At 73.0% G+C, this 20,589-nt stretch carries 23 protein-coding genes; 10 read left to right on the forward strand and 13 right to left on the reverse strand.

What is annotated here, in order from left to right; all coding sequences use genetic code 11:
• Positions 1-107: 107 nt before the first annotated feature.
• Together D3272_RS18175 and D3272_RS18180 are read right to left on the reverse strand one after the other, a co-directional pair.
• Positions 108-776 (reverse strand): DUF2442 domain-containing protein, encoded by a 669-nt coding sequence (locus D3272_RS18175; protein WP_245496661.1) that lies wholly within the window; start codon positions 774-776, stop codon positions 108-110.
• Between the two features lie 433 nt (positions 777-1,209).
• The gene (locus D3272_RS18180) at positions 1,210-1,890 is read right to left on the reverse strand and encodes a 2OG-Fe(II) oxygenase (protein ID WP_207210253.1); all 681 of its coding nucleotides are present in this window, start codon (positions 1,888-1,890) and stop codon (positions 1,210-1,212) included.
• A 229-nt stretch (positions 1,891-2,119) separates the two neighbouring features.
• On the opposite strand from D3272_RS18180, the gene trxB reads away from it, so the two are divergent.
• The 4 genes from trxB (at position 2,120) to D3272_RS27415 (ending at position 5,242) form a co-directional block, all read left to right on the forward strand.
• Entirely contained in the window at positions 2,120-3,121 is a 1,002-nt protein-coding gene (trxB, locus tag D3272_RS18185) for a thioredoxin-disulfide reductase (RefSeq protein WP_129220637.1), read from the forward strand.
• Between the two features lie 155 nt (positions 3,122-3,276).
• A complete protein-coding gene (locus tag D3272_RS18190) occupies positions 3,277-4,170 on the forward strand; it encodes a LysR family transcriptional regulator (RefSeq protein WP_129220638.1) in 894 nt (297 codons plus the stop codon).
• 16 nt (positions 4,171-4,186) lie between these two features.
• Positions 4,187-4,954, forward strand: a complete 768-nt coding sequence (locus D3272_RS18195) for a metallophosphoesterase family protein (RefSeq protein ID WP_129220639.1) — start codon at positions 4,187-4,189, stop codon at positions 4,952-4,954.
• Positions 4,955-5,074: 120 nt separating this feature from the next.
• On the forward strand, positions 5,075-5,242 hold the full coding sequence (locus D3272_RS27415) for a hypothetical protein (protein WP_165361409.1): 168 nt from the start codon (positions 5,075-5,077) through the stop codon (positions 5,240-5,242).
• Positions 5,243-5,302: 60 nt separating this feature from the next.
• On the opposite strand, the gene D3272_RS18200 is transcribed toward D3272_RS27415, so the two are convergent.
• From D3272_RS18200 to D3272_RS18235, 8 genes are all read right to left on the reverse strand, one after another.
• The gene (locus D3272_RS18200) at positions 5,303-5,584 is read right to left on the reverse strand and encodes a hypothetical protein (RefSeq protein WP_129220640.1); all 282 of its coding nucleotides are present in this window, start codon (positions 5,582-5,584) and stop codon (positions 5,303-5,305) included.
• A gap of 173 nt (positions 5,585-5,757) precedes the next feature.
• Complete coding sequence (locus D3272_RS18205) at positions 5,758-7,179, reverse strand: DEAD/DEAH box helicase family protein (protein WP_129220641.1); 1,422 nt, start codon at positions 7,177-7,179, stop codon at positions 5,758-5,760.
• 76 nt (positions 7,180-7,255) lie between these two features.
• A complete protein-coding gene (locus tag D3272_RS18210; protein WP_129220642.1) occupies positions 7,256-8,173 on the reverse strand; it encodes a beta-xylosidase in 918 nt (305 codons plus the stop codon).
• The gene (locus D3272_RS18215; protein WP_129220643.1) at positions 8,170-8,931 is read right to left on the reverse strand and encodes a TIGR04290 family methyltransferase; all 762 of its coding nucleotides are present in this window, start codon (positions 8,929-8,931) and stop codon (positions 8,170-8,172) included. The genes D3272_RS18210 and D3272_RS18215 overlap by 4 nt, the downstream gene beginning before the upstream one ends.
• On the reverse strand, positions 8,928-9,680 hold the full coding sequence (locus D3272_RS18220; RefSeq protein ID WP_129220644.1) for a nucleotidyltransferase family protein: 753 nt from the start codon (positions 9,678-9,680) through the stop codon (positions 8,928-8,930). The genes D3272_RS18215 and D3272_RS18220 overlap by 4 nt, the downstream gene beginning before the upstream one ends.
• Before the next feature lie 2 nt (positions 9,681-9,682).
• Positions 9,683-10,759, reverse strand: coding sequence for a CgeB family protein (locus D3272_RS18225; protein ID WP_129220645.1), 1,077 nt, complete (start codon positions 10,757-10,759; stop codon positions 9,683-9,685).
• Positions 10,756-11,349, reverse strand: coding sequence for a histidine phosphatase family protein (locus D3272_RS18230; protein ID WP_129220646.1), 594 nt, complete (start codon positions 11,347-11,349; stop codon positions 10,756-10,758). The genes D3272_RS18225 and D3272_RS18230 overlap by 4 nt, the downstream gene beginning before the upstream one ends.
• A 10-nt stretch (positions 11,350-11,359) precedes the next feature.
• Entirely contained in the window at positions 11,360-12,439 is a 1,080-nt protein-coding gene (locus tag D3272_RS18235) for an inositol-3-phosphate synthase (RefSeq protein WP_129220647.1), read from the reverse strand.
• Positions 12,440-12,651: 212 nt separating this feature from the next.
• Here D3272_RS18235 and D3272_RS18240 point away from each other — a divergent pair, with 212 nt between their 5' ends.
• Positions 12,652-13,746, forward strand: coding sequence for a hypothetical protein (locus D3272_RS18240; protein WP_129220648.1), 1,095 nt, complete (start codon positions 12,652-12,654; stop codon positions 13,744-13,746).
• A gap of 69 nt (positions 13,747-13,815) precedes the next feature.
• On the opposite strand, the gene D3272_RS27420 is transcribed toward D3272_RS18240, so the two are convergent.
• Both D3272_RS27420 and D3272_RS18250 read right to left on the reverse strand, forming a co-directional pair.
• Positions 13,816-15,108 (reverse strand): DUF5666 domain-containing protein, encoded by a 1,293-nt coding sequence (locus D3272_RS27420; protein WP_165361410.1) that lies wholly within the window; start codon positions 15,106-15,108, stop codon positions 13,816-13,818.
• Positions 15,105-15,968, reverse strand: a complete 864-nt coding sequence (locus D3272_RS18250) for a DUF6502 family protein (RefSeq protein WP_129220649.1) — start codon at positions 15,966-15,968, stop codon at positions 15,105-15,107. Before D3272_RS18250 ends, D3272_RS27420 begins: the two co-directional genes overlap by 4 nt.
• A gap of 136 nt (positions 15,969-16,104) precedes the next feature.
• Between D3272_RS18250 and D3272_RS18255 the strand changes: the two genes are divergently transcribed.
• Positions 16,105-16,380, forward strand: a complete 276-nt coding sequence (locus D3272_RS18255; protein WP_129220650.1) for a hypothetical protein — start codon at positions 16,105-16,107, stop codon at positions 16,378-16,380.
• A gap of 104 nt (positions 16,381-16,484) precedes the next feature.
• Positions 16,485-16,745, forward strand: coding sequence for a GlsB/YeaQ/YmgE family stress response membrane protein (locus D3272_RS18260; protein ID WP_129220651.1), 261 nt, complete (start codon positions 16,485-16,487; stop codon positions 16,743-16,745).
• 49 nt (positions 16,746-16,794) lie between these two features.
• On the opposite strand, the gene D3272_RS18265 is transcribed toward D3272_RS18260, so the two are convergent.
• Entirely contained in the window at positions 16,795-17,001 is a 207-nt protein-coding gene (locus D3272_RS18265; protein ID WP_129220652.1) for a YgaP-like transmembrane domain, read from the reverse strand.
• 174 nt (positions 17,002-17,175) lie between these two features.
• Here D3272_RS18265 and D3272_RS18270 point away from each other — a divergent pair, with 174 nt between their 5' ends.
• From D3272_RS18270 to D3272_RS18280, 3 genes are all read left to right on the forward strand, one after another.
• Positions 17,176-17,697, forward strand: a complete 522-nt coding sequence (locus D3272_RS18270) for a protein-tyrosine phosphatase family protein (protein WP_207210255.1) — start codon at positions 17,176-17,178, stop codon at positions 17,695-17,697.
• Positions 17,694-19,439: a serine/threonine-protein kinase gene (locus tag D3272_RS18275; RefSeq protein WP_129220654.1), complete on the forward strand. Its 1,746-nt coding sequence runs from the start codon at positions 17,694-17,696 to the stop codon at positions 19,437-19,439. The genes D3272_RS18270 and D3272_RS18275 overlap by 4 nt, the downstream gene beginning before the upstream one ends.
• Positions 19,440-19,578: 139 nt before the next feature.
• Complete coding sequence (locus D3272_RS18280; RefSeq protein ID WP_129220655.1) at positions 19,579-20,475, forward strand: transglutaminase-like domain-containing protein; 897 nt, start codon at positions 19,579-19,581, stop codon at positions 20,473-20,475.
• Positions 20,476-20,589 lie beyond the last annotated feature (114 nt).

The raw sequence follows: 20,589 nt of genomic DNA on the forward strand, positions 1-20,589 counted from the left end.
GCGCGATGTGTCGACGACGTCGACCGCGGGCTGAAAGCGGTCTCGCCTTCGGCGAATCCGCTCCAGCTCGAAGGTGGGAGCCGTGTCGGCGACAGGTTGATGGTTGATCAGGGCTCGTGCCCCGTCCCCACCGCAAGGCGATCTACGCCACCCTGCACACGGTCGGCGCGCTCACGCGTGTCCTTGACGGGATCGAGCATCTCGCGCGCCACGTCGTCGCGACCACGGCGTTCGAGCGTGCCGAACGGAACGCGTGCGTCTCGATCGCTCGGCAGTGTCGCCGCCCCGTGCGAAACCGCCCGTCGGTCCAGCGCCGGTGCGACGGGCTTCCTCTGCAGCTGGAGGTCCATCAACGCGCACGCCAGGGCGATGTAACGGGGCACGCTCCGACCGGCCGCGTAGTATCCGGCCAGCCGCTTGCTGATGCCGAGTTCGGCCGCGATGCGGTCGAAGGTGAAGCCATGCCGCGTCATGAATTCCGAGAAGTCGGCTGCCGTCATCGACTCCTCGGCGAGATCGAGGACGGAGGTCGCCGCCATGTCGACATCACCGTCTCCCCAGGCGATGGCGGTGCCCTCATCGATCGCGCGGACCGTGGCCATGAGCCGACGGTCGTCCCGCAAGGGGGCGTAGAACTTCAGGCGGAAGATCAGTGGGGCAAGGTCGACGGCGTCCGTTCGGCCGTCGCGGGTCGCGGCGTCCCAGGTCACGGCGACCTCGTACCCGTCGTTGAACGAGACGGACCGGATGCGCGGCAGGGCCTTGCCGACGGTCACGACGTCAGTCGCGCTCATCGAGGCTTCTCCATCTCCGTTCGAGCAGATCGAGGTTCTGACCGGCCCAAGACAGGGCCATCGTCAGATCGCGACGGTCGAACTCACCCTGGAGCACCTGGAGGTCGGCCAACCTCACCATGACGTCGACCCCGGCCCCTTCACGTGGAAGTGCGGGGGAGCATGATCGTCCGCATCCATGCAGATCTTCAAAGCGTGCGTGAGCTGGTGGATGGTCGGCAAGACCCGATGATCCCACCAACATCATGCACGACGTGCATGATTACAAGTCGACACCTCTGACGCGTCGGCGCTTCCACTCGGGCCGCGCAGGCCGGTCGAGACCCCGACCCTGGCGCTCGACCTCCAGACTGCGAAAGCTCGACGGGACCCGCTGACCGACGGGGCCGTGTCGGTTCCCCTCCGCCCCGCCGCGTCACGCCACCCGGACGGGCGTCTCGGGGAAGCTCAGCTGCTCGCGGGCGCGCCAGTCGTGGGTGACGTAGTTGAGGATCACCGAGCGGCGCACGCCCGCGATGGGGCGCTTCTCGAAGCCGTGCCAGGTGTCGGCGCCCGGCACGAAGATCATCGCGGAATTGCGGAGGAAGGGCGAGGCGCCGACATGCTCCTCCTTGGAGGCGTAGATGTCGGTCCCGAGCGTCTCGTGGCCCGGCCCCTGCGACAGGTAGATCAGGCAGGTGAACTTCTTGACGCCGAGGTCGGTGTGGGGCTCGAGCCAGAAGCCGTCGATGTCCTGGGCGTATTCGAGCCGCAGGAACGTGTCGTCGAGCGGCGCGTCGAAGGCGCGGGCGATCTCGCTCACGACGTCGGTGGCCTGCAGCGCTTCGGCGACGCGGCCCATCACGGGGTGCTCGGCATTGGTGGGCGTGTCGAAGTAGCGCCGCTTGTCGTTGTGGAGTTCGCGCTTGCCCGACACGCCGTCGAGGCTCGGCGCCCCGAACGGCAGGTCCGCCAGTTCGTCGGCGACGGCGGCCGGGAACAGGCCGTCGACGAGGGAATAGGGATAGGGCCGATCGAAGCCGCGCCGCGCCCTCACGCTGGCCAGGACCGCCGCCTTGATGTCGTCGACGCTCGCGGTGCCGCTGCTGGAAGCCATGGAAAGGTCTCGCGCTCGGGGGCCTTCCGCAGGGGAAAGCCGGGGTTCGGGAGTGCCGCGGCCCCCCGGATGGGGCCGGCACGGGTCGGCGGCAACCTAGAACCGGCGCCGGGGCATCGCAAGGCCGGACGGGACGGGGCAGCCGCGCGATCCTTGCGAGGCCGCGGGCCCGTTCCTATACCAAGCCGGACGCGGCCGCCCGCCGGCCGGCCCACTCCCCGGTAGCCCCATGCCCGACACCCATGCCGTCAAGACGCTGATCATCGGGGCCGGCCCGGCCGGCTACACGGCCGCCGTCTACGCGGCCCGTGCCGGGCTCGAGCCCGTGGTCATCCAGGGCCTGCAACCCGGCGGCCAGCTGACCATCACGACCGACGTCGAGAACTGGCCGGGCGAGATCTCCATCCAGGGCCCGGACCTCACGGACCGGATGGCGCGCCAGGCCGAGCACGCGGGCGCGCGGCTCGTCTTCGACCTCGTGACCGACATCGACGTGGCACGCCGCCCCTTCCGGGTCGCGACGGACGGCGGCGACACCTACCTCGCCGATACCGTCATCATCGCCACCGGCGCCCAGGCGAAATGGCTCGGGCTCGACAGCGAGCGCGCCTTCATGGGGGCGGGGGTGAGCGGCTGCGCGGTCTGCGACGGCGCCTTCTTCCGCAACAAGCAGGTCGTGGTGGTGGGGGGCGGCAACACCGCCGTGGAGGACGCCCTCTACCTCACCCACCACGCGAGCCGCGTCACGCTGGTGCACCGGCGCGACCACCTGCGCGCCGAGAAGATCCTGCAGACGCGGCTCTTCAAGCACCCCAAGGTCGAGGTGCTGTGGAACCACGCCGTCGACGAGATCGTCGGCGAGGGCACGCCGGCCCGCGTCACCGGCGTCAGGCTGCGCGACACCGTCACGGGCGGGCTCGCCACGCGCGCCACCGACGGCGTTTTCGTGGCGATCGGCCACTCGCCCGCCACCGCGGTCTTCCAGGGCAAGGTGCCGATGGACCGCGAGGGCTACATCCTGACCCGGCCCGACAGCACCGCCACCGACATCCCCGGCCTCTTCGCGGCGGGGGACGTGAAGGACAAGATCTACCGCCAGGCCGTGACAGCCGCCGGCATGGGCTGCATGGCGGCGCTCGAAGCCGAGAAGTTCCTCGCCGAGCACAGCGCCGATCCCGAGGTCCGGGCCGAGGAGGCGCGCGAGCCGATGATGATCGGCGCCTGGGAATGACCGTCCCGCCCGCCGCGGTCGCGGCCTTCCGCGGCTGCAACCCGATTGATGGTGGCGCTTCCCCTGGGTTCGGTGGATAGTGGACGCTCTGCCCTCCCTTGGCGACGCCCTGCGACGCCCGACAATGGAAGGGTGGAGCCATCCGGGAGGCGACGGTGGATTGGGACAAGTTGCGGGTTTTCCAGGCGGCCGCGGATGCCGGGTCCTTCACCCACGCGGGTCAGGTGCTCAACCTCAGCCAATCCGCGGTCAGCCGTCAGATCAGCGCGCTCGAGACCGAACTCGAGACGCCGCTGTTCCATCGCCATGCCCGCGGGCTCATCCTGACCGAGCAGGGCGAACTGCTGTTCCGCACCGTCCAGGACGTGATGCTGAAGCTCGATGCGGTGCGCAGCCACCTCACCGACAGCCGCGAGAAGCCGCACGGCGACCTGCGCATCACCACGACGTTCGCGCTCGGCACCAACTGGCTGTCGCCGCGGCTCGGCGAGTTCCTCGACCTCTACCCCGACATCAAGCTGCAGGTGATCCTCACCGACGAGGAACTCGACCTCGGCATGCGGGAGGCCGACATCGGCCTGCGCCTGCGCGAGCCCGTGCAGCCCGACCTCATCCGGCGCCGGCTCTTCACCGTGCACTACCACGCCTACGCGTCGCCGAGCTATCTCAAGCGCCACGGCCAGCCCAAGACCCTCGACGACCTCGGCAAGCACCGCCTGATCGGCTACAGCGGCTCGCCGTCGAACTACCTCGTGTCGCTGCTGAACTCGCTGCAGGCGGCCGGGCGGGACGCCAAATCCCTCCGCTCCTCGACGGTGACGTTCAACAACATGGTGGCGAGCCACCACGCCGTGCAGAGCGGCGCCGGCATCGGGGTCCTGCCCGACTATCTCGCCGATGCCGACAGCGGCCTCGTGCAGATCCTGCCACACGTCGACATGCCGGAACTCGACTGCTACTTCGTCTATCCCGAAGAGCTGAAGAGCGTGGCGCGCGTGCAGGTGCTGCGCGACTTCCTCGTCGCCAACGCGCAACGCTGGCGCTTCTGACCGACAGGGCGCCGCGGTGGACAGGATCGCGGTGCTGTCCGACATCCACGGCAATCTGCCGGCCCTCGAAGCCGTGCTGGCCGATGTGGCGGCGGCCCAGGTCGACCTCGTCGTCCTGAACGGCGACCTCGCCGACGGCCCGTTCCCGACCGAAACGCTCGACCGGCTCGCCGCGCTCGGCGACCACGCGGTCTGGCTGCGCGGCAACGGCGACCGCTGGCTCGTCGAAGCGCGCGCCGGACGATACCGGCACGCCGATCCCGACACGGACGCCATCGTCCAATGGGCCGCGGCGCGCATCACCGAGGCCCAGCGCGACCGGCTCGCCGCCCTGCCCCTGGTCCGCACCCTCACACTCGAGCGGCGCGGCTCCGTCGGGATCTGCCACGCCACGGCGCGCAGCGACGACGAGATGCTCCTGGTGGATGCCACGCTGGACCATGCGGCGGCCGCCTTCGCCGCCATCGATGCCGAGACCGTCGTGGTCGGGCATTGCCACATGCCCTACGACCGGCTGATCGATCGCCGCCGCCTCGTCAACGCCGGCTCGGTCGGCATGCCCTACGGCCATGCAGGGGCCTCCTGGGCCCTGGTCGGCGCCGACATCGTCCTGCGCCGCACGCCCTACAACCGCGAGGCCGCGGCGGCGCGCATCGTGGCCAGCGGCATGCCAGGTGCGGCGGCATTCGCCGCCACCTATGTGCTGGCCTCGCCGAGCGACGCCGAGGCGATGGCCGCCTTTCGTGCCATCGTCCGCGACCAGCAGGCCCGCCCCGCCCCGTGACAGGACGGCCGATGCCGCGCCCCGCCATCACGAGGACGTGAGGAGACAAGGGCCGAAAAGAGGCAGCTAATCTCGCCGTGACGGTCGCAAGCAAATGCGACCGCATCGGAGGGAACGGCCATGCTCCTGGTCGCCACGACACCGTTCAGCGGATTGCTGGAACTGTTCGTCGCCGTGCCGCTCGGCATCGTCTGCAGCATCTACGGGACCGAATACGCGTCGACACTGCGCGGCCGACGGCGTCGACAGCGCAGGTCGCACCCCGGCGACGGCCACGGCCAAGCCTGACCAGAGTGCGGCATAGCCCCCGTCCCGCGGCGGCGGAACGCGAGGCGATGCGGGGCCCGTTCAGTGCCGGCAGGCCTTGTCGAGTTCGGCCGCGAGGTCGAAGCCGGCGAAGAGCGTGCCGGCCTTGAACTTGAAGCTGGGCTTCAGCGGGATGGGGCCGGCCGCGGGCTGCAGCGTCATGGCCTGGGTGGCGTTCCAGGACCCGTCGGCATTGGCGTGGAACATGGAGCACGGCATGTCGTAGACATCCTTGGTGCCGGCGGCCGGGGCGGGCGCGGCCTGCTGCGCCGAGGCCACGGCGGGCAGGAGGAGCAACGCCGCGGCGAAGAACATGCGGGTCATGGTGAGGATCCGTCGAGATTGCTGGACTGCCTCCCTTATGCCGCAAGTCGCGCGTCGCCTCCAGAGGTCAAGTGCCGGCCCGAGGGTCAGCCGGTCGCCCGTGAGCCAGCCACATCCGGCCGGGACCGAACCCCGGCGTCTCGCGCGCGAGCCTCCCGCCCTGCCCCGGTCCCCTACCCCGCCGCCCCGCCGTAGATCCGCATCATGATGGCGTCGATGGCGGCGGTGTCGTCGCCCGCCATGCCGTCCATGGCGGCCATGCGGCCCACCACGGTCGAGGCGATCCGCTCCTCGACGGTCTCCTCGGCGTAGAGGTAGTGGATCACGGCCTTCTCGCCGTCGCGGTGGCAGCGCCCCTCGATCTGGCCGAGCTGGATGGCGCTGTGGCGCATGTCGTGGACGAGCAGCGCGCGGGTGCGCGCCCCGCCCGGCAACTCGTTGGCGTGGAGCGAGATGGATTCCGTGACGGTGAAGACCACGGCGTCGAGCGCGCCGGTCTGGAAGGCGACGCGGGTCGCCTCGTTGGCGTCGCCGCCGTTGCGCCCGTCGATGGTGCCGACGCTCCAGCCCCGCGCCCGCAGCGTGTCGGCCAGCATGGAGGCGGTCTCGAGATAGGCGACCGACACCGCCACGGCCTGGCCCTGGTCGAGCCGTTCCTCGGCGACGTCGGCCGTGCCGGCGATGCGGAGCAGGCTCGCCTTCTGGCGGAAGCGCAGGTCGGCGGCCCAGCCGACCGGGCGGCGCGTCGAGCCCCCGAGCAGCCCGAGTTCGCGCCGGAAGTCGCGCCAGGTCGCGTCGTAGAGGCGCCGCTCGGCGGGGGTCAGGGCCGTCGGGGCGAGGTCGCGCTGCACTTCGGGCCAGCCCGCCACCTCCTCCGGGCGGCGGCGCAGGCCGACGGCATCGGGACCCCGGTACAGCAGGGCCGCCATGGCGGCGCGGTCGCGGTCGTTCGGCGCCCAGCGCCAGTTGGTCCAGCGCCCCTTGGCGCCGCCGATGCCGAGGCGGCGCATCAGCTCGCGGTAGCCGGCGAGCGAGGGCGGCGGCGCGTCCGGGCCGTAGGCGAGCAGGCGGCCGAGATAGGAGAGCTCGTGCGGCGACTGGCCGGCCGTGGCGCTGAGGTAGACGACGAAATCGGCCGCATCCGCGACGGTGCGGCAGCTCATGCTCTGCTGGCTGTAGGGGTTGCGCAGGCGGTGGCTCTCGTCGAACACCACGATGGGCCAGGTGCGGCGGGGCACGCCGCCGCGGGCGAGCTCGTTGTTCACCGCGCGGGCGGATTTCCGCGTGGTCTTCTCCGGCAGGGCCAGCAGGGCCTTGGAACGCTCGTAGTTGGTGAGCGTCACGTCCTTGGGGGCGAGGCCGGCGCGCGCGATGGTCCGGCGCCACTGCGGCAGCGCTCCTTTGGGGGCGACGATCAGCACCTCGCGCTCCGGCATGGCCGCCACGGCGGACCAGACCGACAGCGTCTTGCCGAGGCCCGTGAGGTCGCCGAGCAGGAAGCCCGGCCGTCCGGCGGCCCGGGCCGCCAGGATGGCGTCGCGCGCCACGGACTGATGCGGTCGCGGCACGAAGAGGTCGGTCGTGTCGGGGGTCACGCGGGGTGTCGCCTGCAGCGGGGACGGCGGGCGGTCCCGTCTCCCCGGAGGGGAGAGGGGCGGCGCACGGCGGCGTTCACACCGTCGGGATGGGCTTCGTCGGCCCGGAGCCGACGTAGCGCCGCACCATCTCGCCGCAGAACTCCGCGAATTTCGCCGGGTCCTTCGGCGCCGAGGTGTGGTGGGGCTCGATGCCCTCCTCCTCGGGGGTGAAGCAGAACGTGACGGTGGTGTCGAAGGGCTCCAGCGCCCGCACCATCCGGTCGAACCAGCGCTCGGCGTCGGGCCGCAGCCAGTCGGCCCAGGACAGGCCCGTGCGCAGGTAGGTGACGCCGAGCCGCTTCATCCATTCCACGGCGTCGTCGAGCCGGTGGTCCTCGAAGTGGAACCACTGGCACAGGCCCATGGCGGGCGCCACGGCGGCGAAATGCTCGGCCGCCAGCTTGGGCGTGCCGTCCTGGCGCAGCAGCCCCATGGCGAAGTGCCGGTAGTAGGAGGAGCCCTCCGCCTCCTTGTGGCGCGTCGTGGCCTCCCATTCCTTCGGCAGGTCGTAGAGCGAGTACCAATGGATGCGGGGCGCCTGCCCGACGAGGAGTTCGGCGGTGCGCTTCAGGCCCCAGTCCTGCACCTCCTCGGCCCCGAAGGTCGAGACGCCGACCTCCGACACCCAAACGGGCAGGTCCGTCACGGCGCGGATCTCGGCGATCTTCGCCGGCCAGTCGTTCAGGGCCCACAGGTTCCAGTCGAGCGGGAAGCCGTGCACGGCGACGGCGTCGAGGTGGTCGAGCACGCCGCGCGACGCCAGCATCTGCACCCAGGTCGCGTCGATCGGCGACATGCCGCCGAGCACGCGCGGCAGGTGGGCGTTCTCGGCCCGGATGGCCTTCGCCGCCAGGACCACCATCTCGGAGAACTTCACCCAGCCGGGGTCGACCACCGGGTCCCAGTGGGACTTGTTGTTGGGCTCGTTCCAGATCATCGCGGCTTCGATCATCGGGCGGGTCCTTTCGCGGGATAGGCGGCCTCGACGAAGGGCCCGCGCGTCGTCCGGCGGCACAGGAACACTTCGGGGTCGGGGTTCGCCAGGATGTCAAAGCCCGACGAGCGCAGCATGGCGGCCGAGCAGGCGCGGTTGGGCGCCCACCAGTTCGTCGGGTCGGCCGAATAGTCCCGCTCGATGAAATGCATTTTCGGGTATCCGGGCGCGTCGAAGTGGGACTGCTCGGTGAAGGGATAGTCGGGCGCGACCTCGGCGACCGCGTCCGAGCCGCGCTGCATCGACTGGAACAGCATGAGGTCGGAGGCGACGTTCTCCCAGATGAGGTCGAGCGCCAGCAGCGGGTGGCGCAGATGGTAGAGCACCCCCATGAAGACCACGAGGTCGAAGCGCTCGCCGAGCGCCCCGACGTCGTAGACCGACATCTGCCGGAACTCGATGCCGTCGACGCCCAGCGTTTCGGCCGCGAAGCGCGCCTGGGCGAGGTAGTCGGCGTCGAAGTCGATGCCGAGCACGCGGGACGCGCCGCGGCGCCGCATCTCGATGGCGTAGAAGCCGCCGTTGCAGCCGATGTCGAGCACGCTCTTGCCGGTGAGGTCCTCGGGCAGCACGTGGGCGAAGCCGCGGAACTTCACGCCCGGGTAGTCGCCGAGGAAATGCCCGGGCGCCGTCCAGACACCGTGGCCGAGATCCATGTTGTGGAACCAGGGGCCGAGCGCATCGGCGCGGGCGCGCAGCGCGGAAACATCCGTCATCGTGTGGTGTCGTCCTCTGTCGCGGCCGTTCCCTGTCCCAGCAGCCGCATGGCGGCGCGGTAGCCGTTGAACGTGCCGGTGTCGACGTAGCTTTCGCCGGTCCTGACGCCGAGCGCCCGGCCGCCGGCCGCGAGGTAGCTGTTGACCAGCGTGCCGAAATACTCGTCCTGCCGCTCGCGCTCGAGCCACAGCGCGTGCAGGGCGTGGAACACCGCGCCCGGCATCTTGAAGGCGCCCCAGATCCAGCGGGACGCGGCGTCGGCGCGCTTCACCTGGATCTCGCGCACGCGCCCGTCCTCCTCCAGCACCACGGCGTCGAAGAGCTCGGGCCTGTCGACCGGGAACAGCAGGAAGGAGAGCACGTCGTCCGGCAGGGCCGAGAAGCCGGCCTTGGGGAACCACACCGTATCGGGCAGGCCGACGATCACGGGCTCGTGGGGCCCGACGAGGGGGGCGGCGCGGAACACCGCGTCGCAGAGGCCGCTCGGCCGCGGCTGCACCACGTAGGCGAGGTGCGCGCCCGCGTAATCGGCGCCGTAATAGGCCAGGATGTCGTGCTTGCCGGGCGAGATCACCATGCAGATCCGGTCGGCGCCGCCCAGCACCATGCGGTCGAGCAGGTATTCGCTCACCGCGCAGGGCCGCTCGACGCCGCCGTCGTGCCGGCTGCCCACGGGCAGCAGCTCCTTCGAGAAGGCCAGCGGCTGGATGCGGCTGCCCCGGCCCGCGGCCGGCACGATGCCCCACATGGTTAGCCTCCCCGCGCCGCCGCCACGGCGGCCTCGAAATCATGCGCGCGGTGGTCCGACGTGTGTTCGCCGAGCACCCGCGCCCGGCCCGCCGCCCCGATGCGGGCGAGTTCCGCGTCGGTGAGGTCGACAGCCGCCAGGGCGTCCCCGGTGCCGCGGGCCACGATCAGTTCGGAGCCCGGCGCGAAGAACGTGTCGAGCCCCGCCCAGGCGTCGGTGAGGATGGGGGCGCCGCAGGCCGCCGCCTCGAAGAGCCGCCCCGAGGGGCACCAGCCCATCGCCGCCATGGCCTGCCGGGTGACGTTGAGGGTGAGGCGCCCGGACGAGAAGAAGGCCGGATGGTCCGGCGGGGGCAGGTGGCGGACGAAGAAGATGTTGTCGGTCCAGGGGAAGTCGGCCGGATATTGCGCGCCGCCGATGAGGAACTTCGCGCCCGGCCGCATCCGGGCCGGCTGGATGAAGAGCGCGTCCAGCGCCGCCTGCCGGTCCGCCGCATAGGTGCCGAGGTAGGACAGGTCGGTGGCGAACCGCGGTTCGCGCGGCACCGGGCGGTGCAGTTCGGGGTCGACGTGGCCGTAGAGCGGCGCCACGCGGCGGGCGCCGAGCCGCGTCCTCAGCGCGTCGAGCGCCGGGCCGCCCGTGTAGCTCAGCACGAGGTCGTAGCCGGCGAAGCCGTCCGGCCCCACATAGGCGGGGCGCCGGTCCTCGGCCCCGTCGAGCGCCGCCAGCGTCACGGGCGTGTCGAGGTCGTAGAAGACGCGCAGCGCGCGGGGAGCGTCGAGCACGGCGCGCTCGGCGTCGGGCGCGTCCGGGCAATAGGAGGTGACCAGGGCGACATCGGCCTCGGCCACCTCGCGGGCGGCCCGCGCCGCGACGGCGCCCCAGTCCGGGTAGAGCACGAGGTCGCCGCCCGGGATGGCGTGGAGGTCGCGGTTGTCGCGGTAGTAATCGGTGTCGCGCTCGAAGAAGACGACGGCGTGGCCGCGCCGGATCAGCGCCTTGAGCAGGCCCCGCCACAGCGTCGCGTGGCCGTTGCCCCAGGACGACGAGATCGTGAGGCCGAAGACCACGATCTTCACGCCGCGACCTCGTTGAGCCGGACGACGCGCATGTAGTCGCCGTAGACGTGCAGCGTCGTCACCGAGGCGGGGTCGACGACGAGGTGGTCGTGGCGGTCGAGCGACAGGCCCAGCGCCGCCATGACGACGGCCTTGACGACGTCGGAATGGGTGACGAGCGCCACGGTCTCGTCGCGATCCGTCGCGGCGAGGCGGCCGACGAGGCCGAGGGCCCGGGCCTGCACGGCCGCCATGCCCTCGCCGTCCGGCATGGCGCAGGTGGCGCGCTCGCTGTTCCAGCGCTGCCACAGCGGGTCGTCGGGAAGCTTGGCGAAATCGGCGCCCGTCCAGGCGCCGCAGTCGATCTCGTTGATCTCCTCGGCCGTCTCGACCGCGACGCCGGCCCGCGCCGCCACGATGGCGGCGGTTTCCCGCGTGCGCTCCAGCGGGCTCGACAGGATGCGGGCGATGCCGCGGCCCGCCAGCGCTTCGGCCAGGCGCTCCGCCTCGGCCCGGCCTTCTGCGCTCAGCACCACGCCCGCCATGCGGCCGGCGAGCACGCGGCCCAGCAGGCCGTGGCTGGCGTGGCGGACGAGGAGCAGCGTCAGCACGGCGGCAGGGTCACGCGGTGCCCGCCATGAAGCGCTCGGTGCGGTCCCGCGCTTCCTCGTCGGTGAACTGGCGCGGCGGCGACTTCATGAAGTAGCTCGACGGGCCGATCAGCGCGCCGCCGATGCCGCGGTCGAGCCCGAGCTTGGCGCAGCGGACCGCGTCGATGACGACGCCGGCGGAATTGGGCGAGTCCCACACTTCGAGCTTGAGCTCGATGTTCAGCGGCACGTTGCCGAAGCCCGTGCCTTCCAGCCGGATGTGCGCCCATTTGCGGTCCGTCAGCCAGGGCACGTAGTCGCTCGGGCCGACGTGGATGTTGTCGGGGTCGAGCGGCACGTCGAACTGGCTGGACACCGCCTGCGTCTTCGAGATCTTCTTCGATTCCAGGCGGTCGCGCTCCAGCATGTTCTGGAAGTCGGAATTGCCGCCGAAGTTCAGCTGGTAGGTCCGGTCGAGGCGGATGCCGCGGTCGCGCAGGAGGTTGACCAGCGTGCGGTGCACGATGGTGGCGCCGACCTGGCTCTTGATGTCGTCGCCGACGATCGGCAGCCCGGCCTCGGCGAAGCGCTTCTCCCAGACGGGGTTCGACGCGATGAACACCGGCATGCAGTTCACGAAGGCGCAGCCCGCCTCGAGCGCCCGCTCGGCGTAAAATTCCGCGGCGGCCTGCGAGCCCACCGGCAGGTAGCAGACGAGGACGTCGACGCGGCTGTCCCGCAGCACGGCCGTGACGTCGGCGGGGGGCGCGTCCGACTCGGGCACGACGTCGCGCAGGTAGCGGCCGAGGCCGTCGAGCGTCGGGCCGCGCTCGACCCGCACGCCGGTCGGCTTTACGGCGGCGAAGCGCTCGGTGTTGTTGGGGGCGGCGAGCAACGCGTCGGCGAGGTCGAGCCCGACCTTGGCGGCCGACACGTCGAAGGCCGCCGCCGGCACGACGTCGCCGATGTGGTAGCCGCCGACCTCGACGTTCATGAGGCCCGGTACCGGCGCGTTGGACGAGGCGTCCTTGTAGAATTCGAGACCCTGCACGAGGGACGAGGCGCAGTTGCCGACCCCGACGATGCCGATGCGAAGCTGCTTCTGTCCCAATGTCCGATCCCTGTGATGCCAGCGCTGCTTAGGACGGAACGCGGCGGTTTGCAAAGCGGCCCCGTCCTCCACGGCGGTGGACGGGTGAACGGGTCGCAGGGCCTGGCCGGCCCGGCGCGCGGACCATCTTGCCATGGTTCAAGTCTTCTTAAGGCCCCTGGTGTCATTTGGCACCGTGGTCCGGCGCGTGGTGGCGGGACGGGGCGAGGCTGATGGTGTCGAGTCGAGGCGTTTCGGCCGCGGTCTGCGTGATGGTCGGCCTGTGCTGCGTGGTCAGCGTCCTCCGGGACCAGGGACGGCAGGACGGCGCCGCCGTGGCGGTGACGATCGCGCCGGCGGAAGCGCCGGCTCAGGGATCGGAACCCGCCCCCGCACCGGCGCGGCCGCCGCAGGAGCCCGCCCGGGCCGCCGCCGCCACCGCCGCCGCCCCGGCCGCCCCGGCCGCCGACGTCGACACGGAGCTTCCCACGGGCTCGATCGCGCCGGGCTCGGCCCTGCATGTGCCGAACCCCGCCGCCTATGCCGATGCCGCCAGGGCGGGGTCCTCGCTGGTCGTCACGGGGGCCGAGGCCATCAACTATCTCGCCGGCAACACGCTGCGGCGGGAAACGCCGGGGGAACCGCTCCACTTCACCTATTTCGCCTCGCGCGGCGTGATGGGCGAGGGCGACGAGCGCGGCTTCACGGCCCGGCGCTGGAGCCGCGAGAACCCCGAACTGTGCGAGGCCGGCCCCGGCGGCGGCACGCTGTGCCGGAGCGTGACGATCCTGCTCGACGGCAAGTACGAGTTCCCCGGCGCACGGCTCGGCACCGTGACGCTCGGCGCCGCGGGCGGCACGGCTCCCACCACTGCCGTGCTGGTCAAGGGCAATGCCGTGCATTTCCCCGAGCACATCCCCCTGCTCGACAGCAGCGTGGGCCTGGCGGAGGACGGGGCATCGGCCCCCGCCAGGGCCAGGGCGGGCGATCCCGTCGAGGCCCTCGTCGGCCGGCCCGCGGCCGTGACGGGCGAGGGCGACGCGCGGGACCGGCTCATCGTCTTCTACGCGAAGGACAACCGGCGCCTGGAACTCCGGCAGGTCCAGGAGGGGGACGGCAAGGCCGTCGAGGTGAAGATGGGTCACTGGCGCGCCGCCAAGGGCAACCTGTGCCAGTCGCGCCTCGCCGGCGACGCGGCCCAGAGCTGCTTCAAGGTCGAACAGCTCGCCGGCGGCGCCGTGCGGCTCGTCCCGGCCGGCAAGACCGGCGAGGCCGAGACGCTGACACCGCTGACCGAGACCGGCGCCCGCGTGGTGGCGCAGGACTGACGACCACCGCGGGCCGCCGCCCGGGACGCCATCTCGGCGACCGCCGAGGGGCGACGGCGGGGGCGGTGTTCAGCGCCCGGGTCCGCCGCCCGACCCGCCACCGCCACCAGGGCCGCCCGACCCGCCACCGCCACCAGGGCCGCCCGACCCGCCACCGCCACCAGGGCCGCCCGGCCCACCAGGGCCACCAGGGCCGCCCGGCCCGCCGCCGCGCCCGGGGCCGCCCGGCGGGCCACCGCGGCCGCCGTCGACGGCCCCGCGGGGCCCCTCCGGCGCACCCGGTCGCTCCGGTCCGCCGATGCCCCCGGGTCGCCCGTCACCCTCGCGTCCGGGAGGGCCCCCCGGGCGGCCTGGACCGCCGTCGCCGCGCCCCGACCCGCGCGTGTCGCGCTCGACGCGCAGGGATTCCGCGTCGAGCCTCCCGGCCGGCCCGGGTCGCGCCACCACGACGGCCCGAACCGCGCCGTCGGGATCCAGCGCGTCCAACGCGGTCCCGGAGGCGGCGACGGCGAGCCCGGAGCCGAGTTGCAGCCCTTCGGGCGCGCGGGCCACATAGGCTTCGAGCGAGAGCCTGTCGGCCGCCGCGAAGGGCACGCGGGGCTCCACCGTCACCGAGGCGGCCCGGAAGGCGCCCCCGGCGAACCGCCCCACCAGCGTCACCTCCCGCCCGAGCAGCGCCGGCGCCACCCCCAGGATGCGGGTGCCGCCGATCGCGAGGCCGCCCGCGGGCCCGGCCGCGACGGGGCCGCGCAGCCGCGCAGCGCCGCGCGGCCGCCGCTCGACGAGGCTCGCCACGACGACGCCGTCGGGACGGCGCAACCCGCCGACGGCGAGGATGTCGCCGGGCCGGTGCGGCGGCAGGGCCACGCCCTCGCCGACCAGGATGCGCTGCCCCAGAACCGTGAGGCTTCCGGCCGCGCCGGCCTCGACGGGCCCCACCACCTCGCTGTGAACGACGATGGCGCGCGTCGCCAGCACGCCGCCGCGCTGCCGCGCCAGCACGCGGACGACGTGGCCGATCCGCAGGTCCTGCAGCGTCGCCGGCCGGCCGTCGATCGACACCCGCACCCGCGGCGGGAAGGTGACGCGCAGGTCGTTGACCACGATGCTGCCGAACCGCCGGATGGTCCCGATGACGCCGGTGCCGCCGATGCCACGGTCCTGGCCCAGCGTTTCCGATGGGTCGATCGGCACCGCGCCGGTGCCGCCGAGCCCGCGGTCGGGCGTGCCGGACCCCGGTGCCGGCGAGCCCTGTGCCGGCCGAGCCTGTGCCAGGGCGTCGCCGATCCGGAAGGCGGCGCCGTTGAGCAGCAGCGCCGCGAAGGCGCGCCGCGACGGGCCGTGGGGCCGCGACCCGGTCAAGCGCCGTCCTCCGGGGGGCGGGGCGCGGCGGTGCCCTCGGCCTCGCCGGGCGGCGGCAATTCCTCGGCGAAGACGTAGACGCCGAAGTTCCAGCGCCACCGGCCGCCGGCATCCGATTCGCAGGCGCGGTGGGCCTGCCGGTTGGCAGCCGTCAGCGCGTCCATGGCGAGGGCGCGCGAGCGCCGTTCGAGGTCCGCGGCGACGGCCTCCGACAGGCCGTCGTAGTGGACGGCCCGCTCGAGGAAGCGCGGCGTCTCCGCCGAGATGTTGGCCACGGCCGATGCCACGTGGTCGTGCAGGTTGCGGCCGAAATAGTAGAGCTGCTGTTCGTCGCCGCCCTGGGGCACGAAGGCACGGTCGAGCAGCGTGACGACATCGTCGGCGTCCAGCACGGCGAGCCGCCTGTCGATCCATTCGTCGAGCACGGCGCGCGGGCGCACGTCCCGCGTGACGGAGGCGACCAGCGCCTCGAAGGAGGGCCGTCCGGCCGGTGCCACGCGGGGCAGCGGCAGCGGCAGGCCGGCCTCGTCCGTCGTGTCCCGGTCGGCGAGCCAGCGCGCCAGGATGCGGCTCGTGCGCGACAGGGCAGCCGGGACGGCGTTCACCGGGGCCCCGGCCCCGCGCAGTCGGCGGACCTCCTTGCGGTGGATGCCGGTCAGCAGGCTGACGCGGCTGTCCGTCTGTTCCTTGCCGGGCAGGGAGAAGTCGTGCTCGGCCACATTGACGTAGAGCTCCCGCAACATGTCGCACAGCGCCGGAAAGGTGATGCCGCGCCGCACGAGGAGCCGGACCAGGGGCCGCAGCACCCGCAGCAACGCCGCCTGCAGCCTGCTGGTGTCGAGGGGGACGTCTTTGGGCATCTGGGGCACGGCGCCATCTTAGGGCGAGCCTCGGCGACGTTCAATGCAGCAGCCTCATTGTGTGGGAATAAATCCCACACGGCTTGACGTGGGAAATATTCCCACTTAGGGCGGTCGTATGATCCAAGAGGCCGCCATGCACACCCCCGCCGCCGCATCACCGACGACCGCTGGCTTCGGCCCCGGCGATGCCCTGGCGTCGCTCGGCGCCACGCAGCGGGCCTGCCTCGGGCGCGGGCTGAGCCTTGTCCTGATCCTGGCGCTCGCCTGCGTGACGCTGGTCTATGCGCCGCTGCTCGGCCGCCCGGACGGCACGACCGCCGGGGGTGCCGCGATCCGCGTGGCGCATGAGGCGACGACCGGCCCTCGCCCTTCCACCCGCACGGGCGCGCGCCCCCGCAAAAAAGCGTGAGCGTGACCGCAGTGGGCGCAAACCGAACCCTTCCGAGCGGCGTTGTCGCAGCGACGGCGACGGGGGCTCATGCGAGCAGGTCCGCGCCTCGCGCGGAGTGCCCCATGTCCATCATCTACACGATCATCATCGGCTTCCTGGCCGGCGTCATCGCCAAGTTCCTGATGCCCGGCCCCAACGAGCCCGGCGGCTTCATCCTGACCACGATCCTCGGCATCGTCGGCGCCTTCGTGGCCACCTATCTCGGCCAGGCGATCGGCTGGTACGGCCCCAACCAAGGCGCCGGCTTCATCGGGGCGATCGTCGGCGCCATCGTCGTGCTGTTCATCTACGGCTTCTTCGCCCGGCGCTCGACGACCCTGTGATGCGGGGTCACGGCGGCGCGGCGGCCGGGTGCCGCCGCGCCGCTGCGCCTCAGTTCCGCTGGCCGGCGAGGGCCGCCTTCATCGGGCAATAGCCGGTGGCGCCGCGATAAGCCAAGGCGGCGCCGCCCGCGAGGGCGAGCAGGCTCAGCACCATGTTGGGGCGCGGCTTGGCGGCGGCGGCGGCCAGGAACACGCCGATGCCGGTGGAGATGGCGCGTTCGGTGAGGGACAGCTCGCCGGCGGGATGGTGCGTCATGGTGGGGGTGCTCCGGATGCGCCCCCGGAGGCGGGCGGCGTCTCGCTCACCGTAACGGTCGGGACCCGGGCCAGTTCCCGCCACGCCCCCAGCCCCCCGGCCCCCGTGATGCCTTGCCGCGCATGGCGGCCCGCGCCACGTCCGGGGCCCTGCCCCGCTGCCCGGAAGCCCGAATTGAACCTCACCTGGATCACCCCCTCCCTCGCGATCGGCGGCCGCCTGTCGGACGACGAGGCCGCCCGCCTCGCCGCCGCCGAGGGGGTCGGCGCCGTCGTCGACCTCCGCAGCGAGGCCGTCGACGAGCGCGCCATCCTGGCCGCCCAGGGCATCGCCTTCCTGCATCTGCCGACCGACGACCATGCCGCCATCACGCCCGCCATGCTGGAAGCCGGCGTGGACTTCGTGGCGGCGCAGCGGGCATCGGGGCGGCGCGTCCTGGTCCATTGCGAGCACGGCATCGGCCGCTCGGCCACGCTGGCCCTGGCGGCGCTGGTCGACGGCGGGCTCGCCCCCCTGGAGGCCTTGGAACTCGCCAAGGACCGGCGCGACCGCGTGTCGCCCAGCCCCGCCCAGTACGGCTGCTGGCGGGACTGGCTCGACGCACGGCGCCGGCGCGGCGGCGTCGCCTGGGACGTGCCGGACTTCGACAGCTTCGCCGCCATCGCCTACCGCCACCTCGGGGCCGCGGCGCCGTGATCGTCTACGGCAAGGCGGGCGCACCCGTCGCGGTGGCGGCGGCGCTGGCGGAGGTCGGCGCCTGGATCGCCGAAGCCCTCGCGCCGGCGCCGGCCATCGCCCGCCATGGCGCCTGGGTGTCGGCCCTGGTGGCGGCCGGCGGGTTGGCCCAGGGCCTCGCCGATGCCGGGGCCGAGGCGGGCGAGGCCGCCGCCCTGGCCCTCGCCGAAGCGCTCGCGGCCGTCATGGGCCGGTCGTGGGAGTCCGGCCTGGCCCGCCTGCCGGCCGAAACCCCTGCCCCGGTGGCCGCGGCCCTGTCCGCGCTGGAGCGCCTCGCCCCGGCGCTGCCGGCCACGGTCGAGATCCGGCGCACCGAGGGCTTCGCGCATTACGCCGTCTATCCCGAGGGCTTCTGGCAGGCGGCGGCGCGGATCGAGGCGCCGGTCCCCACCCGCGTGCTCGGCATCCGCTCGATCGGCGCCACCCTGGCGGCCTGCGCGGCGGCGGCGCTCGGGGCCCCGCCGCCCGTCACGGTCCGGCCGGAAGGCCATCCGTTCGCCCGCGTCGTCGTGCCCGGGGCGGCGGCGGCCGCCGTCCTGCGGGAGGGGGCGGACGCCGTGTGGGCCGTGGTCGACGAGGGGCCGGGCCTGTCGGGCAGTTCCTTCGGGGCCGCCGCCGAAGCCCTCGGCCGCGCGGGCGTGCCCCCCGGGCGCATCGTGCTGGTGCCGAGCCACGCGGGGGAACCCGGCGCCATGGCGGGCGAGGCCCAGCGCCGGCTCTGGTCGCGGACCCGCCGGGCGGTGGCGACGGGCGAAGCGCTGTGGGGACCGGACGCCGGCCCCGGCCGGCGCCTCGCCGACTGGGTCGGCGACCTCACGGGCCCGCTGCGCGCGCCGCCCGAGGACGTGGCGGGGGGCGCGTGGCGCCGCCACCGCTACGCCGACACGGCCGAGTGGCCCGCGGCCGACCGCCAGAACGAGCGCCGCAAATACCTGCTGGAAGGCGCCGAAGCCCGCGTCCTGCTGCGGTTCACCGGGCTCGGCAGCTTCGGCCGCGCCAAGTTCGCGCGCGCCCGGGCCCTCGCGGCCGCCGGCTTCGGCCTCGCGCCGCTGGCGTGGCGGCACGGCTTCCTGGCGGAAGCCTGGCGCGGCGACCTTAGGCCGCTGGACGGGGCGGCGCTCGACCGCCCGGCCCTGCTCCGCCGCACTGCCGCCTACCTGGCCTTCCGGGCCCGCGCCTTCCCGGCCGCGCCCCACGACGGCGCCGCGCCCGACGCGCTTCTGGCCATGGCCCGGGCCAATGCCGCCGAAGCTTTGGGCGACGCTGCCGCCGAAGGCATCGCGCGCTGGGCCGGGCGGATGCCGGCCCTCGCGGCGGCGGCCCATCCGGTGGCGGTCGACGGACGGCTCGCCCCGCACGAGTGGCTGCGGGACGATGCGGGCCGCCTCGTGAAGACGGATGCGCTCGACCATTGCTGTAGCCACGACCTCGTCGGCTGCCAGGACATCGCCTGGGACGTCGCCGGCGCCGCGGTCGAATACGGCCTGTCGCCGGAGGAGACGGAAGCGCTGCGCGACGCCGTCGCGCGCGGCGCCGGCCGGCCCTGCGACCCCGGCCTGCTCGCCTTCTTCGGCGTCGCCTATCCGGCCTTCCGCATCGGCGCGCTCACCATGGCGCTCGGGCGGGAAACGGGCGCGGAGGCGGACCGCCTCGGCACCGCCCTGTCCGTCGCGACCGCGGCGCTGCGCCGGGCCCTCGGTTGATGCCGCGCCGCCGGGACGACACCCTCCGTAGAACTTTACCGAGGCCGCCGCGTTTGCCCGGATCTTGCATCGCCGGCTCGATCTCGCCCCTCGCGCGGCAGGGGCGAGCCTGCCCACCGGCCACCGGGGAGAACCCGCCATGAAGATCCGCTGTGGATACGACCTCTCCTATTATTGCCCGCAGGCCGTGGCGATGCAGTTCCTGCTGAGCGTGCATCCGACGCGCGAACGGGACCTCGTGACCGACCAGGTCATGCGCACCGACCCCTACCTGCCGAGCCGGGTGGTGCTGGACCATTTCGGCAACCGCCTGACGCGCATCATGGTGCCGCCCGGGGAGATCAAGCTGTCGGCCGACTTCGTCATCGAGGACAGCGGCCTGCCCGACGTGGTCGACTGGGACGCCCAGGAGGTGCCGATCGACCGCCTGCCGGACGACGTGCTCATCTACCTGATGGGCAGCCGCTACGCCGACACGGACCTGCTCGGCGACATCGCCTGGCAGCTCTTCGGCGGCACGCCGCGCGGCTGGGGCCGCGTCCAGGCCATCGTCGACTACGTGCACAACCGGCTCCGCTTCGACTACCAGCTCGCCCGCAACACCCGCACGGCCAGCGAGGGGCACCAGGAACAGGTCGGCGTCTGCCGGGACTTCGCCCACCTCGCCGTCTCGCTGTGCCGCTGCATGAACATCCCGGCGCGCTATTGCACGGGCTACCTCGGCGACATCGGCGTGCCGAAGGTGCCGGACCCGATGGACTGGAGCGCCTGGTTCGAGGTCTATCTCAGCGGCAAGTGGTACACGTTCGACGCCCGCCACAACCGTCCGCGCATCGGCCGCATCGTGATGGCGCGGGGCCGCGATGCGACCGATGTCGCCATCTCGACGGCCTTCGGGCCCGCCATCCTCGGCCGCTTCGACGTCATCACCGACGAGGTCGACGAGCAGACGGTGCACCGCCACAGCTATTCGGGGCAGTTCCCGTCGAGCCGGATGGACGGCGAGCAGCCCATGCCGGTGCTGTCGCGCGGCTGAACGGGGCGGCCGCGGCAGGTCCCGCGGCGGCTCCCGCGGCGGGTCCCGCGCTTCCGGCATCTTCCCGGATCGCTTGATTTGCGTTAGGGGCTAAACCCTTCGGCTGCCCGCGCC

Source organism: Lichenibacterium ramalinae (genome assembly GCF_004137085.1).
In the GTDB taxonomy this organism is placed as follows: domain Bacteria; phylum Pseudomonadota; class Alphaproteobacteria; order Rhizobiales; family Beijerinckiaceae; genus Lichenihabitans; species Lichenihabitans ramalinae.

What these genes read in the sequence shown, in the direction of transcription:
- D3272_RS27415 (WP_165361409.1), top strand. Translation starts at nt 5,075, where the DNA reads ATGCTCCTGGTCGCCACGACACCGTTCAGCGGATTGCTGGAACTGTTC.
- D3272_RS18265 (WP_129220652.1), bottom strand. Translation starts at nt 17,001, where the DNA reads ATGACGCACCATCCCGCCGGCGAGCTGTCCCTCACCGAACGCGCCATC.
- D3272_RS18215 (WP_129220643.1), bottom strand. Translation starts at nt 8,931, where the DNA reads ATGACGGATGTTTCCGCGCTGCGCGCCCGCGCCGATGCGCTCGGCCCC.
- D3272_RS18260 (WP_129220651.1), top strand. Translation starts at nt 16,485, where the DNA reads ATGTCCATCATCTACACGATCATCATCGGCTTCCTGGCCGGCGTCATC.
- D3272_RS18250 (WP_129220649.1), bottom strand. Translation starts at nt 15,968, where the DNA reads ATGCCCAAAGACGTCCCCCTCGACACCAGCAGGCTGCAGGCGGCGTTG.
- D3272_RS18255 (WP_129220650.1), top strand. Translation starts at nt 16,105, where the DNA reads ATGCACACCCCCGCCGCCGCATCACCGACGACCGCTGGCTTCGGCCCC.
- D3272_RS18240 (WP_129220648.1), top strand. Translation starts at nt 12,652, where the DNA reads ATGGTGTCGAGTCGAGGCGTTTCGGCCGCGGTCTGCGTGATGGTCGGC.
- D3272_RS18280 (WP_129220655.1), top strand. Translation starts at nt 19,579, where the DNA reads ATGAAGATCCGCTGTGGATACGACCTCTCCTATTATTGCCCGCAGGCC.
- trxB (WP_129220637.1), top strand. Translation starts at nt 2,120, where the DNA reads ATGCCCGACACCCATGCCGTCAAGACGCTGATCATCGGGGCCGGCCCG.
- D3272_RS18210 (WP_129220642.1), bottom strand. Translation starts at nt 8,173, where the DNA reads ATGATCGAAGCCGCGATGATCTGGAACGAGCCCAACAACAAGTCCCAC.
- D3272_RS18220 (WP_129220644.1), bottom strand. Translation starts at nt 9,680, where the DNA reads ATGTGGGGCATCGTGCCGGCCGCGGGCCGGGGCAGCCGCATCCAGCCG.
- D3272_RS18180 (WP_207210253.1), bottom strand. Translation starts at nt 1,890, where the DNA reads ATGGCTTCCAGCAGCGGCACCGCGAGCGTCGACGACATCAAGGCGGCG.
- D3272_RS18200 (WP_129220640.1), bottom strand. Translation starts at nt 5,584, where the DNA reads ATGACCCGCATGTTCTTCGCCGCGGCGTTGCTCCTCCTGCCCGCCGTG.